Raw genomic sequence first — 18992 nt, 5'->3', positions numbered from 1 at the left:
GAGGCACGTCAGTCTTTCGCCTCGCGTGTCGCCGCAAAAAAACTATATCAGCAACGATTGACATCCGGTTTGGAGACTCTGTATGAAAACCAATTTTCTACTTGCCCCTGTAGCCTGTTTACTATGTAGTCCTGTATTTGCGCAAAGCAACGTCACGATCTATGGCTTGATGGATGCGGGCATTAGCTATGTGAACAATTCAGGGGGTCACAGCAAGACCTTTTTCGACGACGGTAACTTCTATCCGAACATGTTGGGATTTCGCGGCCAGGAAGATCTCGGCGGTGGCGTCAAGGCGGTTTTCGAACTGGTGAATCAGTACGCACTGGCCACCGGCTCGACCATTCCGACGGCGGGCGCGCTGTTCAACCGCACCGCGCTGGTCGGCCTTGACAGCGACCGGTTCGGCAAGCTGACTCTGGGCACGCAGTACGACTTCATGACCGACACGTTGCTGACTTACGACGGCGCGTATTACTCCGGCGGCTTTTACAACTTTCGCGAAGGCCCGTTCGCCGCGCTGAACATCCCGAACAATCCGACGGGCTCATGGGACTTCGACCGCGTGGGCGGCTCGTCGCGCATTCCGAGTTCGGTGAAGTACAAGTCGATCGACTATCAAGGTTTTTCGTTCGGCGCGATGTATGGGTTCGGTGGCGTGGCGGGGTCGTTTTCGGCCGATAGCACAGTCAGCGCGTCGATGGAGTACAAGCACGGCCCGTTTGGTATCGCGGCGGCGTACACCGACATCAACTATGCGCAGTTCAACAACGGCCACGATGGTATCCGGAACTGGGGCGTCGGCGTGCGCTACGACTTCAACGCCGTGCTCACGAACCTGCTGTACACGAACACCCGGAATACGCTGACCGGCGGCGAGGTCAACGTGGTGCAGGTCGGTGCGAACTGGCGTTTCGCGCCGGCCTGGTCGTTCGGTGCGGACTATCAGTACATGAAGGGGAATGCGCAACTGTCGGATAACAAGGCGCACGAAGTGGCGGCGACGCTGATGTACTGGCTGTCCAAACGGACGAGCGTGTATGCCGAAGGCATCTATCAGCACGCGATCGGCGGCAATGGTCCCGTCGGAGCATGGATTAATGGCCTTACTGCACCATCGTCGACCGGCAATCAGGTGCTAGGGCGGGTTGGGATGACGACGACGTTTTAATCCGGAAGATCGGCGCTCAACCGTATCAGCCTGGGCGTCTGCCCGGGCTGATAGTCGCCGCGCGCGACGATTGTGCTGGCATTCAGTCAGCCAGTTTCATTCGATGGCGACCTCCATCACGTCTTCCTGCTGCGATGGTTTCGTGACCGGCCTGTGCTCTGCGGCACGAACAGTCGACACCTGCGCTCGGGCGAAATCCGCCAGCGTTAGTAATGCCCTGACAGCCGATTTCAGGTAGAAGGACTGCAGGTGAAAGACATGCCAGCGAGCAGCGTGAATCTCCAGCCGGCAGGATACGCCCCCGTGCGCCGCATGCTCGGCCAGGCGCACCGCGTCGGACAGCAACACTTCTTGAGAGCCCACCTGGATCAGCATCGGGGGCAGCCCCTGAAGGTCCTGTCGCAGTGGCCCGGCCGAGCCCGCTTCCGCCGGCAGGGCGTACCATCGCAACCCCTGTTCCAGCCAGCTACGGCGAATCATGGGATCCAGGCGCGCATGGGTCTGCAATGTTTCGCCCGCGAGCGCCGGATCCGTGACCGGGGAGATGAGTAGTAGCCCTGCCGGCATGCGCGCTTCGCGATCGCGTAGCGCGATGGCCAGCGAAAGCGCGAGCGCACCCCCTGCAGAATCCCCAGCGATAATGATCTTGTCCGGTCCGTAGCCTTGATTCAATAGTTCCCGGTAGCAGGTGAGCGCATCTTCCAATGCCGCTGGATACGGATGTTCTGGAGCCAGACGGTATTGGGGCACCCATACTGACATTCCGCTGCCAAACGCAAGGTGCGTGGTGATGCTGCGGTGTGTGGCCGGTCCTCCCAGGCAGAACGCGCCACCGTGCAGATAAAGTATCGCGCCGCCTGTTTCTCCAATTTTTGGCGCAACAATTTCAACGGATACATTTCCTGCATGGGCGCGGTAGCGCATAGCGCCGCGCCTGCCTGGCATAAGCTGGGACAGCACCGCGACGACCCGGCGCTGAGTCGTCGCATTAAAGGGTGGGCCGATCAACGGACGAAAACACGTTCGCAGGACGCCGCGCAGCAATGCTGCCTGACATCGCTCCACCATGCCCCGTGGCTCAGCAATTGAAGTGGCAGACGCTATTCCCAGTGATGGCCCCACGCTGCTGGCCAGGCTGTAAGCGTGCAGCCCTGAGCGCCGTGTCAGCCAGCGGTACGAAACCGTGAATCCGGGCCAATTCGTGCTGTTATGTCCCGTTGCGTCGACGTACCAACTCTTGCACCCGTTCCACACGCTGCCAGCGAGACGTTGCTGAACACCGGCGTTGTAGCGTCGATAGCGGTCCTCGTTCACTTCGATGCTCGTCGATCGCGTTCGCTTGATTAACTTGAGACAACGCATGACGTGCGCGATCTGGCTTTCGAGCATGAAGACGATTGAGTTGTGTCCGAGATTCGTGTTCGGGCCGTACAGCATAAAGAAGTTGGGGAAGCCAGGGACGGTCAGGCCTAAATAAGCTTGCGCGCCCTGCCGCCAAGCCGAATTGAGTTCAGTGCCCGCACGACCGAAGACTCGCATCGGCGAGAGAAATTCGGTCGCCGCGAACCCGGTTCCATAAATGATTGCGTCGACGGCGTAGGTGTTGCCGTCGGTCGTCTCAACGCCACTCGACGTGATGCGGCGAATGCCTCCAGTGACCACCTCAACGTTCTCCCTATCCATCGTCGACAGGTAGTCGGTGGAGAGCAGTACACGCTTACATCCAATTGGATAGTCCGGAACAAGTCGGGCACGAAGCGCAGGGTCACGGACCTGCTTCGACAGCATGCGACGAAAGGGAACACCCACGGCCAGTTTCATCAATGCCTTGAACCGGGTAAAAGCAACGGCCCTTGATTCATAGCGGATGTAAATGGCCGCGCGGTGCAGCTTCGCGGTCCATGGCACGTGGCGGAACAGAAATTTTTCCCATCTGGCGTAGGCGCGGTCCGGTCGCGGCAAGATGTAGGCGGGCGAGCGTTGAAAGAGCTTCAACTCGCTAACCTCTTTAGCGATAACCGGAACAAACTGAATGGCGGAAGCGCCCGTGCCGATCACTGCAACGCGTTTTCCCCGGAGATCGTAATCGTGATCCCACGTCGTGGAATGAAAGGCGCGACCCTGGAAATCTTGCATGCCCGGAATGCGAGGCAACGCCGGGCGGCTCAATTGCCCGGTCGCGCTGATAAACAGCGACGCTTCCAGCGAAGCGCCATCCGTCAGGGTCACCACCCACACGCTGCGTGAATCATCGTAGCGGGCCTGTCTGACCTCCGAACCAAAACGGATATGGCGCAGTAGATCGTATTTTCGGGCGCAGTGCCGAAGGTATCCATGGATCTCTGCTTGCGGCGCAAAGGCGCGCGACCAGTCTGGATTCGGCTCAAACGAAAACGAATACAGATGAGAGGGGACGTCGCATGCAGCGCCTGGATAGCTGTTGTCCCGCCAGACCCCGCCAACATCAGACGCCTTCTCCAGAATGACAAAGTCTTCCACGCCATTTTTACGCAGCGCGACGCCCATGCCGATACCGCCGAAGCCCGTGCCGACGATGATGGCTGAAAGCGGTGCCGCAGCCTGTGGGCGGTCAATTGAGTCAGGCGTGCGCATGAACAGTCTCCTTTACAGCGCTGATATCTGCGATTTTTTCGGTGTGGGGTAATTCGCTACGCACGCCGCGGATCATGTCGACTGCTTTTTCAGCGATCATGATGGTCGGCGCATTGGTGTTGCCACCGATGAGGGTTGGCATAATCGATGCATCGACGATGCGCAGGGACTGCAAGCCGCGTACGCGAAGCTGGGGATCCACTACGGCGTGACTATCGACACCCATACGGCAGGTTCCGACCGGGTGATAAACGGTATCGGTCCGCTGTCGAAGAACGGCGCGTACTTCTTCGTCCGTTCGTACATTCGCGGTGAATACATCACGCTTGATCCATTCGGCGAGCGCCGGGGCGTTCATCAGCCAGCGCGTCAGTTTGAACGCGTCAACCATGTCGTCGAGGTCACGAGCGTCCTCGAAGAATGCCGGATCGATGAGGGGTGAATCGCGAGAATCCCTGCTCTGGAGACGCACGCTGCCCCGGCTTCGTGGGCGCAACAGGCAAACATGGCAGGAGAATCCGTGACCAGCATGAAGTTTGCGTGCATGGTCGTCGACCATCGCTACGACAAAGTGAAGCTGTACGTCGGGCTTGTCCAGTTCCTGGCGAGTCTTGAGAAACGCACCCCCTTCCGCAAAGTTGGACGTTAGTGCACCCCGTCTCGCACTTCGAAAGCGTCTGATTTCGGACAGCATGCGGGCGCTGCCCCGGATCGAAATGCCCATCGTGTCGATGCTTTGGGTTTGATAGCCGAAAATAAAGTCGGGATGGTCCTGCAGATTTTTTCCAACCCCCGGCAGATGCTGTACGACCGGGATGCCCAACTGGCCGAGTTCGTGCAGATCGCCGACGCCGGAGAGCATCAGTAATTGCGGTGTCTGAAACGCACCGGCCGCGAGGATGACTTCCCTGCGAGCCCGGATCAAGCGGGTCTTGCCTGCCTGCAGAACTTCGACCCCCACAGCACGAGTACCGTCGAAAACAATGCGTAGCACGTGCGCGTGGGTCTCGACCGACAGGTTGTCGCGGCGTCCGATGTGAGGAATCAGGTAAGCGCGGGCCGCGCTCCAACGTTCGCCGTGCTTCTGGGTCACCTGATAAATGCCTACGCCTTCCTGTTCCGGGCCGTTGAAGTCGTCCGTGACGGGCAGTCCCGTCTGACGGGCGGCGTCGAGATAGCGGGCGTGAAATGGATTGTCTGTGCGTAAGTCGCTGACCCACAGCGGTCCTGCGCGGCCATGCCACGCGTTGTCGATGCGCTCGTTATGTTCGCTCCGAATGAAGTACGGAAGGACATCGTCATAGGACCAACCTTCGTTCCCTAGCGAGGCCCAGTGGTCATAGTCCCAGCGATGTCCGCGGACATACACCATTGCGTTGATCGCCGATGACCCGCCGAGGGCCTTGCCACGCGGTTGGTAACCTTTCCGTCCGGCGAGCTCGGGCTGCGGCACGGTTTCGAATGCCCAGTTGTTGAGTCGGGTCGGCAACATGGCAACTGCCCCGGTGGGAATGTTGACAAGCGGGCTTGCACCGTTGCCTCCCGCTTCCAGTACGCAGACCGTCACCGCCGGATCTTCCGTTAGCCGGCCCGCGACGACACTACCGCCGGACCCGCCACCAACCACGACGAAATCGAAAAGGTCACTCATTGTTGTCTCCTCATGTACTGGTTCTTCGCCGCGCGCGGGCGAGTGCCTTCAGGTGATTCGCTTGAGCAGGCCAAGCATGAGTTCGAACGTCTTTCCATAAGGCGGATGAAACAGCGCGGTGCCGTTGAGCCGGGCCTGATAGAAAACAGGTTTCTCCTTGCTGAACGTTCGAAATCCCCATTCGCCGTGGTATGCGCCGGTGCCGCTCGGGCCCACGCCGCCGAACGGCTGCGCCTCCTGCGCGAGATGCCACAGGCAGTCGTTGACCGTCACCCCGCCAGAAACCGTTTCGGTCAGTACGCGATCCCTGCGTGCGGCATCAAGACCGAACCAGTAGAGCGCAAGCGGTCTGTCCCGCTGATTCACCATGGCGATTGCGTGGTCGAGACCGTCGTACTCGACGATCGGAAGTAGCGGACCAAAAATCTCCTCGCGCATCAGGCGAGTGTTGGGCGCTGCGCCGATCACCAAGGTGGGTGGAAACTTACGGGTGTGCTCATCGAACACTTCGCCGGATGGGTTGACTGTCACGATCCGCGCGCCGCTATCCCGTGCCTCCTGCACCATCTCCGCCAGGCGTTCACGATGTCTCACGCTGATGATTGACGTGTAATCCGGGTTGGCGATAAGGGCCGGGTACAGTCGCTTGATCGCCGTTTCGAGTTCGTGTGCAACGTCGTTGGCCCGACCTTTCGGCACGAGAAGGTAATCCGGTGCGATACAGGTCTGCCCGGCATTCATGAGCTTGCCGAAGGCGATACTTTTTGCTGCAGTCCGGATAGGGCAAGACGCGTCGAGAATAGCCGGTGACTTTCCGCCCAGCTCCAGGGTGACCGGCGCGAGGTTCGCTGCGGCGGCTTGGGCAACATGCCGCCCTACCTGGGTCGAGCCAGTGAAAAAGAGGTGATCAAAGGGCAACCCAACGAATGCTTTGCCGACGTCAACGTCCCCGTTGACAACACTCAGTTCGTCCGGTGAAAAGGAAGCGCGCACTACTTGATCAAGCAAAGCTGTGAAGTTGGGCGTGAGCTCCGATGGCTTGAGCAGAACGCGGTTTCCCGCCGCTAGTGCGGCGAGCGCCGGGCCCAGGGACAGTTGGAGCGGATAGTTCCAGGGGGACACGACGCCCACCACGCCAAGCGGCTGCCGTACGAGGCGATTGTAGGCAGGGCGAAAATGCAGGCTCGTGGACACACGCTGTGGACGCATCCACGCGCGAAGATGGGCGCGTGCGTGCCGGATGCCGGAGCGAACGATGAACAGTTCGGCGAGCCGGGTTTCGTTCGATGACCTTCCGCCGAAATCGGCGTCGATACGGCGAGCAAACTCGGCGCCCTGAGTCTCGATCATCGCGAGCAGGCGGTTCAGGCGGTCGACCCGGATCTTCTCTGACGGACACGGCTCCAGAGCGAAAGCCTGACGCTGCGCCTCAAAGCGCTCTTCAAGCAGAGTGGGGGGGCTTACCAGCACGGTCGGTCTCCTTGGTCCCTTCAGCCACCTCGATCGGCAGCTTCGTTGAGGGACATGTTGACCTTTGGGTGGGATTCCACCAATGGCGCAACGGGACAGCTACTTTAGTATTTGGGCCAAATAACGTGCGTTAAGGGTATCCACTCATGACCTTCTGGGATTTCTCGCGCGGTTCGGCGAGCAGCCGCCTGCTGGTTGAATACGGAGTCGAACGGGGCTACCCGGCGGTAGAACTTCTCAAGGGAAGCGACCTGACGCTCGGGCAACTTGATGATCCCAAGGCCGAGTTGACTGCGGCGCAGGAGCTCCGGATCACCAACAATCTGCTCAACTTGGCGGACGACTCCTGGGGATTGGGTATCCGCATGGGGCTTCGCTATCACCTATCGGCGTACGGAATCTGGGGATATGGTCTCCTCAGCAGCGCGACGACGGAAGATGCATTGACGCTCGCGCTCCGCTTTATCCCGCTGACCTATGCATTCACGCTGATTTCATATCACGAAGAAGGAGCATTCGGCATCCTGAGTTTTGGAGAGCCGGATTTTCAGCTCGGTCTTCGACGATTCTTCGTTGAGCGTGACATGACCGCCGCCGCGGTATTGCTACGTGAGATTACTGGGCCGGACTTCAAAATTGCACGTGTGACATTCAGGGCAGAGCCAAACCGCAAGGCGGCCGACCCCGATGAGGTGAATCGCGCCTTCGACGCAAATCCCTACTATGGCGCGGCGACAAACAGTCTCGCATTCGATCGTGCCTATCTACGCCGGGTGCTACCGCAGGCGAACCCAGTCACCGCATCAATGTGTGAACAGATGTGCGCCGAACTGGTTGAACGTCGTCGCTCCCGCTCGAGTACGGCTGGGATCGTGCGGCAGTACCTCGGGGTGTCAGGCAGTTCCTTTCCCGATCTGTCCGCCATGGCCAGAATACTGAACGTGAGCGAGCGTACGTTGAAACGCCGTTTGCAGGAGGAGGGGACGTCGTTCAGAACGCTGCTGGCGGAGTCCCGCTGTTCGGCCGCCGAAAGTCTTTTGAAGGACCATCGTTTGACCATGACGGATATCGCCGCCCGTCTGGGGTTCAGCGATTCGTCGACTTTTTCGCAGGCATTCAAACGGTGGTACGGCGTAGCGCCTCAGGTGTATCGCAAGGCGGGGCTTCGAAAGATGTCGGACAGGTAGCCAGATCCAGACGCGCTGATGAAGTAGAAAATGCCTTCCCGCACGGCCCTACTTTCGGGGAAGCAGGGCGCAACGGGAATGCAGACACCCTCCGGAACCGATCGGCATCAATGTGCCAGCGGGACGCTTCGACATGACTGCTTGAGGAACGGAGGGCGCCAATTCCAAAGAAGCGAACCCACCTAGATGCCCGACTTCAGCTTGGCCCAGAGACGGTGTTCCAGGCGGAGGATCTCAACGGGCAACGGCTTGAGCGGGAACAAGGTCTTCATCACCGATTCGGGCGGGTAGATCGTCGGGTCGTTTGCAAACTCTGGCTTGACATATTTCCGCGCCGCCAGATTCGCGGTCGGATAGAAAACCTTGTTGGTAATCTCTGCGTTGATTTCCGGGTTCTCGATGAAATTGATCCAAGCGAGAGCGGCGTCTGGATTGGACGCATCCTTGGGTATGGCCATCATGTCGAAGCCGACGGGTGCCCCGCTCTTAGGGATGACATAGCTGATCGCGTAACTTTTGTGCGCTTCAAGCGCGCGATGCTTTGCGATGTTCACGTCGCCGGAATAGCCCAACGCGAGGCAGACGTCATTGTTGGCCAGGTCATTGATATAGCCGGACGAGTTGAATTGGGTGATGTACGGGCGAATCTGTTTGAGTACCTCGAACGCGGCCTGGTAGTCTGCGGGATTCGTGCTGCCCGGGTCCTTGTGCAGATAGTGCAACACCTCGGGCAGCACGTCGGTAGGTTCGTCGAGCACCGAGACACCGCATTGCTTCAGCTTGGCCAGATTCTTGGGGTCGAACAGCAGGCTCCAGCTGTCGAGTTCGGCGTCGTTGCCGAGCGCAGCCTTCACCGTGTCGACGTTCATGCCAAGACCGATCGTCACCCAGGCCCATGGAATGGCGTACTGGCTGCCCGGGTCAGCGCCTTGCACCATCGCCATGATTGACTTGTCCAGATTGACGAGGTTAGGCAGCTTGGACTTGTCGAGCTTCTGATAGATGCCGGCGTCGATCTGTTTGGACAGAAAATTCGAGGATGGCACGACGATGTCGTAACCGGTGCCGCCGGCAAGCAGTTTGGTTTGCAAGGTGTCGTTGCTATCGTAGACGTCGTACTTCACCTTGATGCCCGTTGCCGCCTCGAACTGTTCGACTGTTTTATCACCGATGTAGTCGGACCAGTTGTAAACGCTGAGGACCGGACCTGCGCCCATGGCGATGCTGCTGGTGCCGAGCAGGCAGCAAACGATAGCTCTGTATAGCGTATTGTTCATGGCTCTCTCCCAATGACGTGGCTTGATCGCTGAATCCTTCCGACCGTCGATTGAATGCGCGCGCTGCAGCCTCGCGCACCAGCCGTTCGGCGTACGCCCCGCTCAACGTGTTTGCGCGGCGTACTGTGGCGATGTGATACAGGCGATGTTTCCGCCGCCAAGCAGAATTTCACGAGTATTGGGAATACCGATGATCCGATGGTGCGGGAACAGTTCGGCCAGCAATTGCTGCGCGGGGAGATCGTTCACGTCGCCAAACTCGGGCACCACCACAACGCTGTTGCCGACGTAGTAGTTGATGTATGACGCACAGATCCGGGTGCCCGCCACTCGCGCGATCGCCGCATCGCCATGATCGAGCCCGGCGGCTTCTTCTGCAGTCCAGATGAGTACTTCCGGCGCCAGCATCTTGTGGATTTTGAGCGGACGCCCCTTTGCATCGGTGGTGTTGCTCAGGATGGCGTAGGCCTCCTGGTAAATCTCGTATTGAGGATCGCTGGAATCCTCTGTCCACTGCATCACCACTTCGCCGGGACGAACAAAGCAGGCCAGATCGTCGATATGGCCGTCGGTCTCGTCGAATTTGCACCCGCGCGGCAACCAGATGACCTTGCGCGCCCCCAGGTAATCGAGCAGGTGCTGGGTCACGGCTTCCTTGCCCAGGTGGGCATTGCGATTGACATTGAGCAGACATTGTTCGGTCGTGAGCACCGTGCCTTCGCCGTCGCATTGGATCCCGCCCATTTCGGCGATGATCGGCGCACGGTAGCGCCCGGCGCGCTCAGCTTCCAGAATCTTCCCGGCGATCTGGTCGTCCATGTCCCAGGGAAAGTAGAGGCCGCCATTCAACCCGCCATAGGCATTGAACGGGAAATCGACACCGCGGACTTCGCCATGATCATTGAGCAACCAGGCCGGGCCGCTGTCGCGGAACCACGAGTCGTTCACCGTCATTTCGAGCACGCGGATATGCGGCGGCAGCATGGCCCGGGCGTTCGCGTATTGGCGCGACGACGCACAGATGGTGACAGGATCACTCTCGGCAATCGCGCTAGCGATATCCACCCATACCTTCTGCGTCGGCTTGCCACCGTTGCGCCAGACGTCGGGCCGTTCAGGCCAGCCGAGCCAGCAGCCAGCCTTGGGTTCGAATTCGCCGGGGCATCGAAAGCCGTCGTTGCGGGGAAGCGTGGTGAGAGTACGTGCCATGTAGCCACTCCAGGGGTTGGGAGGCGTGCCGGCAGGAGGCCGGCATCAATGGCACCATCGTAGGCTGAGATTTTTTTGCGAACTAATGATCAATTCTCTAGAATCGGTGAATTGATTTCACATAAATACTGCGCGAGGCCGGCAAACTGCATGAACGCCGCGAGCCGGGCCTCGGTCCGTTTGCGCCGCTCGGCAACCAGGTAGTAGTTGCCGGGTGAAGGAACCGAGACGGCGAATGGGCGGATCAGGCGGCCGCTTTTCAGCTCGTCACCTGCGGTCAGCGTATCCGCCAGGCAGACGCCGACCTTCTGCAGCGCCGCCTCGATGGCGATGCCGGAATGGGCGAAGTGCAGATTGCGCGCCGGAGCGGGCAGGGCGGCGGCATGGGTGCCGAGCCACGTCGCCCAGGTCTTGCCGTCCTGGTCATCGTGCAGTAGGCAGAAGCGCACGAGATCCGCCGGGCTTTGCAAGCTGTCCTCGCCCTCGAGCAGACTCGGATGGCATACCGGGAAAAATTCAATGGCGCGAAATGGCACAGCCCAGTAGCGGGCCCAATCGGTGTCGCCCATTGAATACAGGATCGTGATGTCCGCCGCCGGGTTGATTTCGTTCGAGTCGCTGTCGTGTACCAGGAGATGGATGGTGAGGCCTGGGTAGCGTTGGGAGAATTCGCCGATTACTCGGGGGAAAAAGCGATGCGCCAGCTCGGCCGGTGCGGAGATTTTCAATGACCCGCGCATGCCCGGGTGCGCGGCGTCGCTGCACGCTTCGGCCATCATGTCGAGTGCCTGTTGTACCGAATGCAGCAACCGCAGGCCGGCGTCGGTCAAGTGAACCTGCCGCCCTTGCTTTTCAAACAGCGTGACTTTAAGCACGGCTTCCAGTGAGCGCACCTGATGGCTGATGGCGCTATGCGTCACACACAGTTCGTCGGCGGCTCTGCCGAAATGACGATGTCGCGCAGCAGCCTCAAAGGCCCTAAGCGCGCTGAGTGAAGGCAGTTTCCGCATAGATGGGTATCGGGTGAATTCGTTGTGGCAGCGATGGATTGCGGTTGGCTACGACCGGTGGCCGGTCGCTCAGTGACAGCCTCACGCTTTGTAGAGGACTGTCCGCGACGGTTCGGGCTCGACGATTGCCGTCCTATTGTAAGTCGATCGTTACTGGCGACCCGGTATCGGGGGGGCATCGTGCTGGTCGAGATCTGGGGTCAGTATTAGCGAAAATGGACCCGTGTGCCATGCGGGGTAATCGTTCCGTTCGTTGTCGCGCCTGCGCGGTCACGGCGCTGCCGTCCGCATGTTTTTCACACGCGAGCGAAAGCGAACTATTCTTAAAGAACTTTCCGAAGTCGTTTCCTGTTTCCTTCCTTCCAGCGGAGGTGCGTCATGTCAATGTCAGCCACGCTCCAGGACTGCCTGCGCAGCAAGGGCTCGCAGTACGAAGTTGTGCATCATCCGTACAGTCATTCCAGCGTCGAAACCGCGGCGGCAGCGCACATTCCGGGCGATCGCCTTGCCAAGACCGTGCTGTTTGAAGACGAGCACGGCTATGTGGCGGCTGTGCTGCCGTCGACCTACGCCGTGCGGCTGTCCGAGCTTTGGGCGAAGACCGGACGCCATCTCCTGCTAGCCAAAGAGACCGATCTGCGGGAGTTGTTCAAGGATTGCGAGGCGGGCGCGCTTCCGCCGGTCTGTACGGCCTATGGCATGCAAACCTATCTTGACGAGAGCCTCGCCCTGCAGCCGGACGTTTATTTCGAAGCCGGCGATCATGAAGAGCTGATTCACATGGGCACGGATCAATTCCTGGATCTGATGGACCGGGCCGAGCGGGCACGCTTCGCCCGTCGTATGCAGGGTATGCCAATGTGAGCGGTGCCCGCCTGGTGCGGCCTGGTGTGCGCAGCGCGGCAAAAAGCGCGCTGCGTCACCCAACCTTTGCGCGAGGCAGATCATGCAACGCAGCGATACGGTCCTGAAGCAGGTGATGGCCGCCTTCGAACGCGAATCACACCTGAAGCTCCACAATCATCCCATTCATATGAGTTTCGACGGCGGTGCCTTGACCGTGGCAGGCGAGGTACCGGATGTCACCTCCAAGAAACGCCTTCTTCGGTTGACCCAGCGACACAGCGAGGGCAAGCCTCTGGTCGACCAGCTACGTGTCGCCGCCAACCCGCCGGTCGCTGATGGCGAGTTGCGCACACATATCGGCGAACGGCTGGCGCAGGCGGTGGATTTCCGCAATTGCGTGATCTGTGCACGCGTCAAGGGCGAGCTCGAGGTGCTGCGCGGCACCATGGACGAGGCGGGCAACGACGGCAGCGGCGTCATCGAGGTGACGGTCGAGGACGGTGTGGTGACCTTGACGGGGCAAGTGATCAGCCTGTCTCACCGGCACCTGGCGAGTGTGACGGCCTGGTGGGTCGGCGGCTGCCGCGACGTGGTGAACCTGCTGGAGCTGGTGCCCGCCGAAGCGGACGGCGATGATGAAATTTCCGAGGTCCTGCACCTGGTGCTGGAAACCGATCTGCGCGTGCGCGCCGAGCAGATCACCATCAACGTGGAAAACCAGAAGATCACGCTAGCAGGTTGGGTGGCGACCGAAGCCGAAAAACGGCAGGCGGAGCAGGACGCCTGGTGTCTGGATGCTATCGGGGGCGTCGTCAATCGTATCCAGGTGCGCGCCTGATCTGACTGCGGGCCCGCGGGACATGAGTGCGCGCAAGATTCTGTCGGGCGTGGCGATGGCCGTGCTGTTCGTGGGATGCCGGGCTGCGGACGCGAGTTCGTGTTCTCCGGCGTTCTCCGAGGTCGATGTCAAAGACGGCTTCAAGGTACAGGCCGATTGCGGTATCCCCGTCCGGGCTCTCAACCGCATGACTGCCGAGTTGAGCCGCGCGGTAAAGGGCGCCGGGCTCTCCAGTGCGCAGATAGTCTCGCTTGCGAGGGCGGCCAACGTCATGCTGGGTGCCGTGTATGCGCAATCTGGCCGCGCCGGGCGCAAGACCGATGTCGCGTTCACCCATATCGAACCGCTAATCGAACACCTTGCTGGGCAAATCAGGGCGCAGCCCGACGCGGACCCGGTTGCCGAAGCCCGAAAATGGGCCGTACGTTACGAGGATCTGCTGCGCCGATCGTCAATCGTACGAAGTTCCGATCCTCTTGAACCGCAGATAGACGACGCGCTCAAGCGCGTCGATCTGGATGGGGCATCAACACTGCTCACCAGGCTGCTTGCCGAAAACCAGGGGACCCCACAGGTGTTCGCGGCGCGTTGTTATGAGGCTGGCGAAATCGAGTTGCTGCGCTTCGCGCCACAGAATGCACTGCCTTATCTGGAGAAGGCCTACGCGTTGCAACCGGAAGACACCGACATTGCAACGGCGTTTGCCGACACTTTGCAAGCGCAGCGCGAGTTAGAACGCGCGGAACCGATTTACCACGCGCTGCTGTCGCGTTATCAGGTGCTTGCGCAGGAGAAGCCCGCCGCCTACCAACCCCAGATTGCACGCACGCTGGACAAGCTTGGCGATCTCTACGTTGGGCTGCAACGGCCCAAGGAAGCGGAGGCCGCCTATCTGCGGGCGCTGGAGATCCATTGGGCACTGGCGCGACAGAACCCTGTGGCCTACGGCCCCGCTGTGGCGGAAACGTTTGACGACCTCGGCGTCCTGTATCGCGATACACAGCGCCTGCAGGAGGCCGCGGATGCCTACCGCGAAGCGCTGGGTATCGATCGTGCATTGGCCTATCGCGATCCCACAACCTACAAGCCTGATATCGCGACGACGCTGAACGACCTCGGCATCCTGTACGATGCCACACAACGCACGAGCGATGCTGAGAAGGCGTATCGCGAGGCGCTGAACATCCAGCAGGCGCTTGTGCGCGGCAACCCCGCGGCCTATCGCCCGGCACTCGCGCGTACGCTCAACAATCTCGGGAACCTCTATAGCGCCATGCAGCAACACCAGGAAGCAGAGCATGCCTACAAGGAGGCGCTAACGATCCGGCAGCAGCTTGCCCGGGAGAGTCCGGCAGTCTATCGGCCCGATGTGGCGCGCACGCTCACCAATCTTGGCGCGCTCTATCGTGCCACGCAACGGCCGAAGGAGGCGCAGCAGGCTTATCAGGAGGCGTTGCAAATCTATCGTGCGCTCGCCCGGGACAACCCGACAACCTACCAGTCGGACGAAGCGCGGACGCTGAACAATCTAGGTGTCCTTTTCAGTCACACCGGGCGGCCACGCGAGGCGGAAGACGCCTACCGGAATTCGCTGGACCTTTACCGGACCCTGTCTCGAGATAATCCCGTGGCCTACCGTCAGGATGAAGCACGGACACTCGGCAACCTGGAAACGCTCTTCAGTCAGACCCAACGGCCGCGTGAGGCCGAGCAGGCGAGGCGTGAAGCCGCCCGCCTTCTCGACACAACGCAAGCGCCGTAGAGCGCAGGGCAAACTGCGTGTGCGTTACGGGCGTGATCAGGAAGGCTGGAGCCACGGCCGCTACGGCGCCTTCCATGATTTTGAAACGCAGCTCAATAGAGGCCCCCCAGCTTCAATGCATCGATCGTCATGTGTGCGCCGAGGACAGCCAGAACAACGCCCATCGTCCAGCGTTGAGCCAGCAGGAGTCCCGGGCGGCTGGAGAGGAACGTTGCCATGCTGCCGGAGCAGACGGCCACGAAGCCATTGACCGATGCGAACGCGACAATCAACGACGAACCGAGCACGAGCGATTGCCTGAGCACGCTGCCGTCCTGATAGTTGATGAATTGCGGCAGGAGCGACAGAAAGATCATCGCGAGCTTGGGATTCAACAGACTGGTCGTTGCGCCCATCGCGAAGAGCCGGCGAGGCTGTTCGCGAGGCAGATCGCGAACCTCCAGGGGAGAACGGCCACCAGGCTTCACAGCCTGCCGCGCCAGATAGAAGAGGTACACAGCGCCCCCTGCGCCCAGAACGCTGCCTGCATAAGGCACGCTCAGGAAAAACGCCGTGATGCCGAACGCCGCACCAAACATGTAAAAGAGGTATCCGAGCATGACGCCCGCGAGCGATATCAGCCCGGCCGTGCGTCCTTGCGCAATCGAGCGCGACATCACGTAGACCATGTTCGGGCCCGGTGTCACAGCAAGCATTCCGCCGACCGCCAGAAATCCGTAAATCGATGCCGTGCCGTGCATTTTCGCGGGCTCCCTTCAAGTAATCATGGTGAGCAGTATCGGTTCGATACATACGCGAGTAAAACGAATTAAACTGAATCCATTACTCAGATTTTCTGACGAATGTGAAAAAACTCGATCTGGATGTGCTTGAAATGGTGGTGGCGGTCGCCGATACAGGGTCGTTTGTTCGAGGTGCGGAGTCCGTGCATCGGTCGCCGTCGGCGGTGAGCATGCAGATCAAGACGCTTGAAGAAGCGTTGGGAAAACCGCTCTTTGTGCGAAGCACCCGTAACGTGACGATTACCGCAGAGGGAAAGACGCTCCTCGACTATGGCCGTCGAATGCTTGCGATGCGGGAGGAAGCATGGGCGTCGGTCGTTCGCCCGGAGATGAAGGGCCGCGTCACCATCGGCGTTCCTGACGACTACGCTTCATCGTTGCTGCCCCATGTTCTGGGAAAGTTCGCGGTTGCTCATCCGCGTGTCGAAATTCGGGTGATCGGCCTGCCCAGCAGTGCACTCGCTCCATTGCTCAAAGACAACACACTGGATCTGGCGTGCATCACGAAAACGAAGGGCATCGCCGGCCAATTCGTCCGGTTCGAGCCGATGGTGTGGGCCGGGTCGCCCACCAGGAAAGTGTGGAAGGAGCGCCCGCTTCCACTCGCCGTTTTCGCTCATGGCAGTACGGCACGCGCCTATGCCATCAGCGCGCTTCAGCGGGAAAATATCAAATACCGGATGTCCTACGAAAGCCCGAGTCTGTTGGGCCTTATCAGCATGGTCGAAGCAGGACTCGCGATAGCGCCCCTCGCAAGATGCAGCGTACCGGGGCACCTTGTTCAGCTGTCGCAGAACGAAGGGTTGCCGCCTCTGGATGAACTCGAAGTCGTCCTTGCCCGCAGTGCCCGGTCCGGCCGACCGCCCTGTGATTTTCTCGCCGAACAGATTCTGGCTGAAATGAGGGGTTGAGCCGGTCGTTCAATGGGCGAATATCGGCCATGAACGGCCGGTCGACATACGCCCTTGAATTGTTGACAATGGCTATCCCGTGCGAGAGCAGCCGCTGGCTAAACTACGGTTTTCAGGCAGTGGTGTGACAGACGCCGAATGACCTAAGCCGCACGACGCGGCGACCCGGAAGATCATCTGACCACGAAAGGAAAGGAGAGACCTCATGCCGAGCCTTGAGCGAGTGCGACCGGCGATGCTTATCGACTCTGTCTGGCGCATGGTGCTTCGCCTCGGATTCCAGCTCGCTCGCGCCTGGTGGACCCTTCGACGGCCTCGCCATGAGGGCGCGCTAGTAGCAATCTATGTCGGGCGGGCCCTGTTGCTTGTGAAGTCATCGTACCGGACCGAGTGGAATTTTCCAGGCGGTAGTGTCCGGCCCGGTGAGACGCCTGATGCAGCGGCGCAGCGCGAAATGGAGGAGGAAATTGGCCTCTCGTCGTACCCATTACTCCCCGCGGGCAGCGCCTGCGGCATTTGGGACGGGCGAAGAGACCGGGTGCATTTCTTTGAACTGCACCTTGATTGCGTACCCGAGCTGCGGCTTGATAATCGTGAGATTGTCGCCGCGCATCTGGCATCGCCGGAGGAATTGCACGGCTTCGCGCTGACAGAGGCGGTCGCTGCGTATCTCGGCAGAGATCTCCGCGGTTAGTTGGCCCTTTTCCTTTCGGGACATCTCGACGAATCCTGGTGACGGGAAAGCAGCCGGTCGGTCCCCGCCCGTATGCGTTGAAAAGAGGGGCCTGAAAAGCACCGGCAACGCGATGAGGATCGTGAGCAATGGGGAGAGCGCCGCCTTCAGCGGGTCATTGGCGGCCAGTTTGAGACGTTCGACGCATTGCCCAAGATGGTCAACAATCGGAAGTCCAGCTTGAGATGAATGGGTCGTCGCGCACCATTTGAATCGGGCCGACGGAATAAGCCTAGGGGGCGGCGAGAATCGGTCCCCACCGACGCCTTACGCCTGAGTGAGCGATCCAGCTTCTGGCCTCGCGCACCAGGCGATCCTGTGCAATTGCAAGCGCTCCTTTTGCGGGGCGCTCAGATGAGCAATACCGAGCCACCCTTCTCGACGTACGCCTGGAGCAAATGATGGGCAATGGCGAACGGCTTGGGCGTCGACAGACCATCCGCATGCGTTCCCGCGAGCATCGCCGCAACCTCCTGGCGCGAGAACCAGCGGGCGTCTTCGAGTTCGTCCGTATCGACGACGATGTCGGTATCGCTCGCCTGCGCAAAGCAGCCGATCATCAGCGATGAAGGAAACGGCCACGGCTGCGACGCGAAGTAGACAACCCGTGCACACTTCACGCGAGCCTCCTCCATCACTTCGCGGCGCACGGCGTCTTCCGTGGTCTCGCCCGGTTCAACAAAACCAGCAAGCGCCGAGTACATTCCAGGGGCGAAATGGCGCTGGCGTCCGAGCAGACACCGTTCGCCGTCTATCACCAGCATGATCACGACTGGATCCACCCGCGGGAAATGGCGTGCGCCGCAAACATCGCAGATGCGTTGCCAGCCGGCCGTCGTGACGCGGCTTACAGAGCCGCAGTTTGCGCAGAAGGAGTGGCGGCGATGCCAGTCGAGCATCGACTTCGCCTCGGCCAGTATTCCGAGCGCTCCCGCAGCGACGAGGTCTTGCAACGCGAGCGAGCGAAGGTCGATGCGGTCATAGCCGGTGCCTGGCGATGGGTCCTCTGGCGCAAGGTTGAGCGCGAAGCCGAGCGCGAAGCGGCCGCCGCCGTCGGTATCCTCCCCGAGGAAGACGCTATGAAGCGGCTGGCCAAAGGCAACGGTCTCGCTGGCGACGAACCACGGGTCATACTCGCTGCCTCGCTTGAGCAAGGGGACGTCGCCGTCGAAGACGAGAAAGCGCGCGGCCGGGTCGCTACGTAGATGCTCGACGAAGGCGTGGTCGTCCCGCTTGTCGGAGCGGCGGTCGAGCGGATTGAAGTTAAAGCCGATGGACGCGGAAAAGGCGGTCATCAAGGTCGTTGACATATGGGCGATGGGATTCGCAAGTATGGCACGGGGTTCAGTCCGGTCGCTCGCCGGGGTTCGGTGGGCGTCGACACCAAGGACGCAAGGCGGCCAATGGACGAAACCGCTCGCGCGGTAGGGGGCTCCGGCTGAGCTCTGGTGGTACCCGGGAGGAAACCAGCTCTGTTTTCATGTCAGGTACGAGGCAAGCCGCCTCGTTCCTCAACAGGAGCAGAGCCATGA

General features: G+C 60.4%; 15 protein-coding genes. 7 read left to right on the top strand and 8 right to left on the bottom strand.

Annotated elements, in window-relative coordinates:
• Positions 1 to 82: 82 nt before the first annotated feature.
• The gene (locus tag GNZ12_RS35885; RefSeq protein WP_172316712.1) at positions 83 to 1171 is read left to right on the top strand and encodes a porin; all 1089 of its coding nucleotides are present in this window, start codon (positions 83 to 85) and stop codon (positions 1169 to 1171) included.
• A 96-nt stretch (positions 1172 to 1267) separates the two neighbouring features.
• Here GNZ12_RS35885 and GNZ12_RS35880 read toward each other — a convergent pair whose 3' ends face one another.
• The 3 genes from GNZ12_RS35880 to GNZ12_RS35870 are packed head-to-tail and all read right to left on the bottom strand — an operon-like array spanning position 1268 to position 6905.
• Positions 1268 to 3784, bottom strand: a complete 2517-nt coding sequence (locus GNZ12_RS35880) for a flavin-containing monooxygenase (RefSeq protein WP_172316711.1) — start codon at positions 3782 to 3784, stop codon at positions 1268 to 1270.
• A complete protein-coding gene (locus GNZ12_RS35875; RefSeq protein ID WP_172316710.1) occupies positions 3771 to 5435 on the bottom strand; it encodes a GMC family oxidoreductase in 1665 nt (554 codons plus the stop codon). Before GNZ12_RS35875 ends, GNZ12_RS35880 begins: the two co-directional genes overlap by 14 nt.
• Before the next feature lie 48 nt (positions 5436 to 5483).
• Positions 5484 to 6905: a coniferyl aldehyde dehydrogenase gene (locus GNZ12_RS35870; protein ID WP_172316709.1), complete on the bottom strand. Its 1422-nt coding sequence runs from the start codon at positions 6903 to 6905 to the stop codon at positions 5484 to 5486.
• Between the two features lie 146 nt (positions 6906 to 7051).
• On the opposite strand from GNZ12_RS35870, the gene GNZ12_RS35865 reads away from it, so the two are divergent.
• The gene (locus tag GNZ12_RS35865; protein ID WP_172316708.1) at positions 7052 to 8092 is read left to right on the top strand and encodes an AraC family transcriptional regulator; all 1041 of its coding nucleotides are present in this window, start codon (positions 7052 to 7054) and stop codon (positions 8090 to 8092) included.
• Between the two features lie 182 nt (positions 8093 to 8274).
• On the opposite strand, the gene GNZ12_RS35860 is transcribed toward GNZ12_RS35865, so the two are convergent.
• The 3 genes from GNZ12_RS35860 to GNZ12_RS35850 form a co-directional block, all read right to left on the bottom strand.
• On the bottom strand, positions 8275 to 9369 hold the full coding sequence (locus tag GNZ12_RS35860) for a polyamine ABC transporter substrate-binding protein (protein WP_172316707.1): 1095 nt from the start codon (positions 9367 to 9369) through the stop codon (positions 8275 to 8277).
• Positions 9370 to 9471: 102 nt separating this feature from the next.
• Entirely contained in the window at positions 9472 to 10578 is a 1107-nt protein-coding gene (aguA, locus tag GNZ12_RS35855; protein WP_172316706.1) for an agmatine deiminase, read from the bottom strand.
• Positions 10579 to 10667: 89 nt separating this feature from the next.
• Positions 10668 to 11588, bottom strand: a complete 921-nt coding sequence (locus GNZ12_RS35850) for a LysR substrate-binding domain-containing protein (protein WP_120305412.1) — start codon at positions 11586 to 11588, stop codon at positions 10668 to 10670.
• A 378-nt stretch (positions 11589 to 11966) separates the two neighbouring features.
• Here GNZ12_RS35850 and GNZ12_RS35845 point away from each other — a divergent pair, with 378 nt between their 5' ends.
• The 3 genes from GNZ12_RS35845 (at position 11967) to GNZ12_RS35835 (ending at position 15034) form a co-directional block, all read left to right on the top strand.
• Positions 11967 to 12452: an aminoacyl-tRNA deacylase gene (locus GNZ12_RS35845; protein WP_172316705.1), complete on the top strand. Its 486-nt coding sequence runs from the start codon at positions 11967 to 11969 to the stop codon at positions 12450 to 12452.
• Between the two features lie 82 nt (positions 12453 to 12534).
• On the top strand, positions 12535 to 13272 hold the full coding sequence (locus tag GNZ12_RS35840; RefSeq protein WP_172316704.1) for a BON domain-containing protein: 738 nt from the start codon (positions 12535 to 12537) through the stop codon (positions 13270 to 13272).
• A 22-nt stretch (positions 13273 to 13294) separates the two neighbouring features.
• Entirely contained in the window at positions 13295 to 15034 is a 1740-nt protein-coding gene (locus GNZ12_RS35835) for a tetratricopeptide repeat protein (protein WP_172316703.1), read from the top strand.
• A gap of 92 nt (positions 15035 to 15126) precedes the next feature.
• On the opposite strand, the gene GNZ12_RS35830 is transcribed toward GNZ12_RS35835, so the two are convergent.
• Positions 15127 to 15774, bottom strand: coding sequence for a LysE family translocator (locus GNZ12_RS35830; protein ID WP_172316702.1), 648 nt, complete (start codon positions 15772 to 15774; stop codon positions 15127 to 15129).
• A 104-nt stretch (positions 15775 to 15878) separates the two neighbouring features.
• On the opposite strand from GNZ12_RS35830, the gene GNZ12_RS35825 reads away from it, so the two are divergent.
• Positions 15879 to 16727 carry a LysR substrate-binding domain-containing protein gene (locus GNZ12_RS35825; protein WP_172316701.1) on the top strand — a complete coding sequence of 283 codons (849 nt, stop codon included), beginning with the start codon at positions 15879 to 15881 and terminating at the stop codon, positions 16725 to 16727.
• 205 nt (positions 16728 to 16932) lie between these two features.
• Positions 16933 to 17421 carry an NUDIX domain-containing protein gene (locus tag GNZ12_RS35820; RefSeq protein WP_172316700.1) on the top strand — a complete coding sequence of 163 codons (489 nt, stop codon included), beginning with the start codon at positions 16933 to 16935 and terminating at the stop codon, positions 17419 to 17421.
• 389 nt (positions 17422 to 17810) lie between these two features.
• On the opposite strand, the gene nudC is transcribed toward GNZ12_RS35820, so the two are convergent.
• Complete coding sequence (nudC, locus tag GNZ12_RS35815) at positions 17811 to 18755, bottom strand: NAD(+) diphosphatase (protein WP_172316699.1); 945 nt, start codon at positions 18753 to 18755, stop codon at positions 17811 to 17813.
• Positions 18756 to 18992: the final 237 nt, after the last annotated feature.

The sequence above is a fragment of the Paraburkholderia solitsugae genome (assembly GCF_013177695.1).
Lineage (GTDB): Bacteria > Pseudomonadota > Gammaproteobacteria > Burkholderiales > Burkholderiaceae > Paraburkholderia > Paraburkholderia solitsugae.
This window is presented reverse-complemented; position numbering and strand designations above follow the sequence as displayed.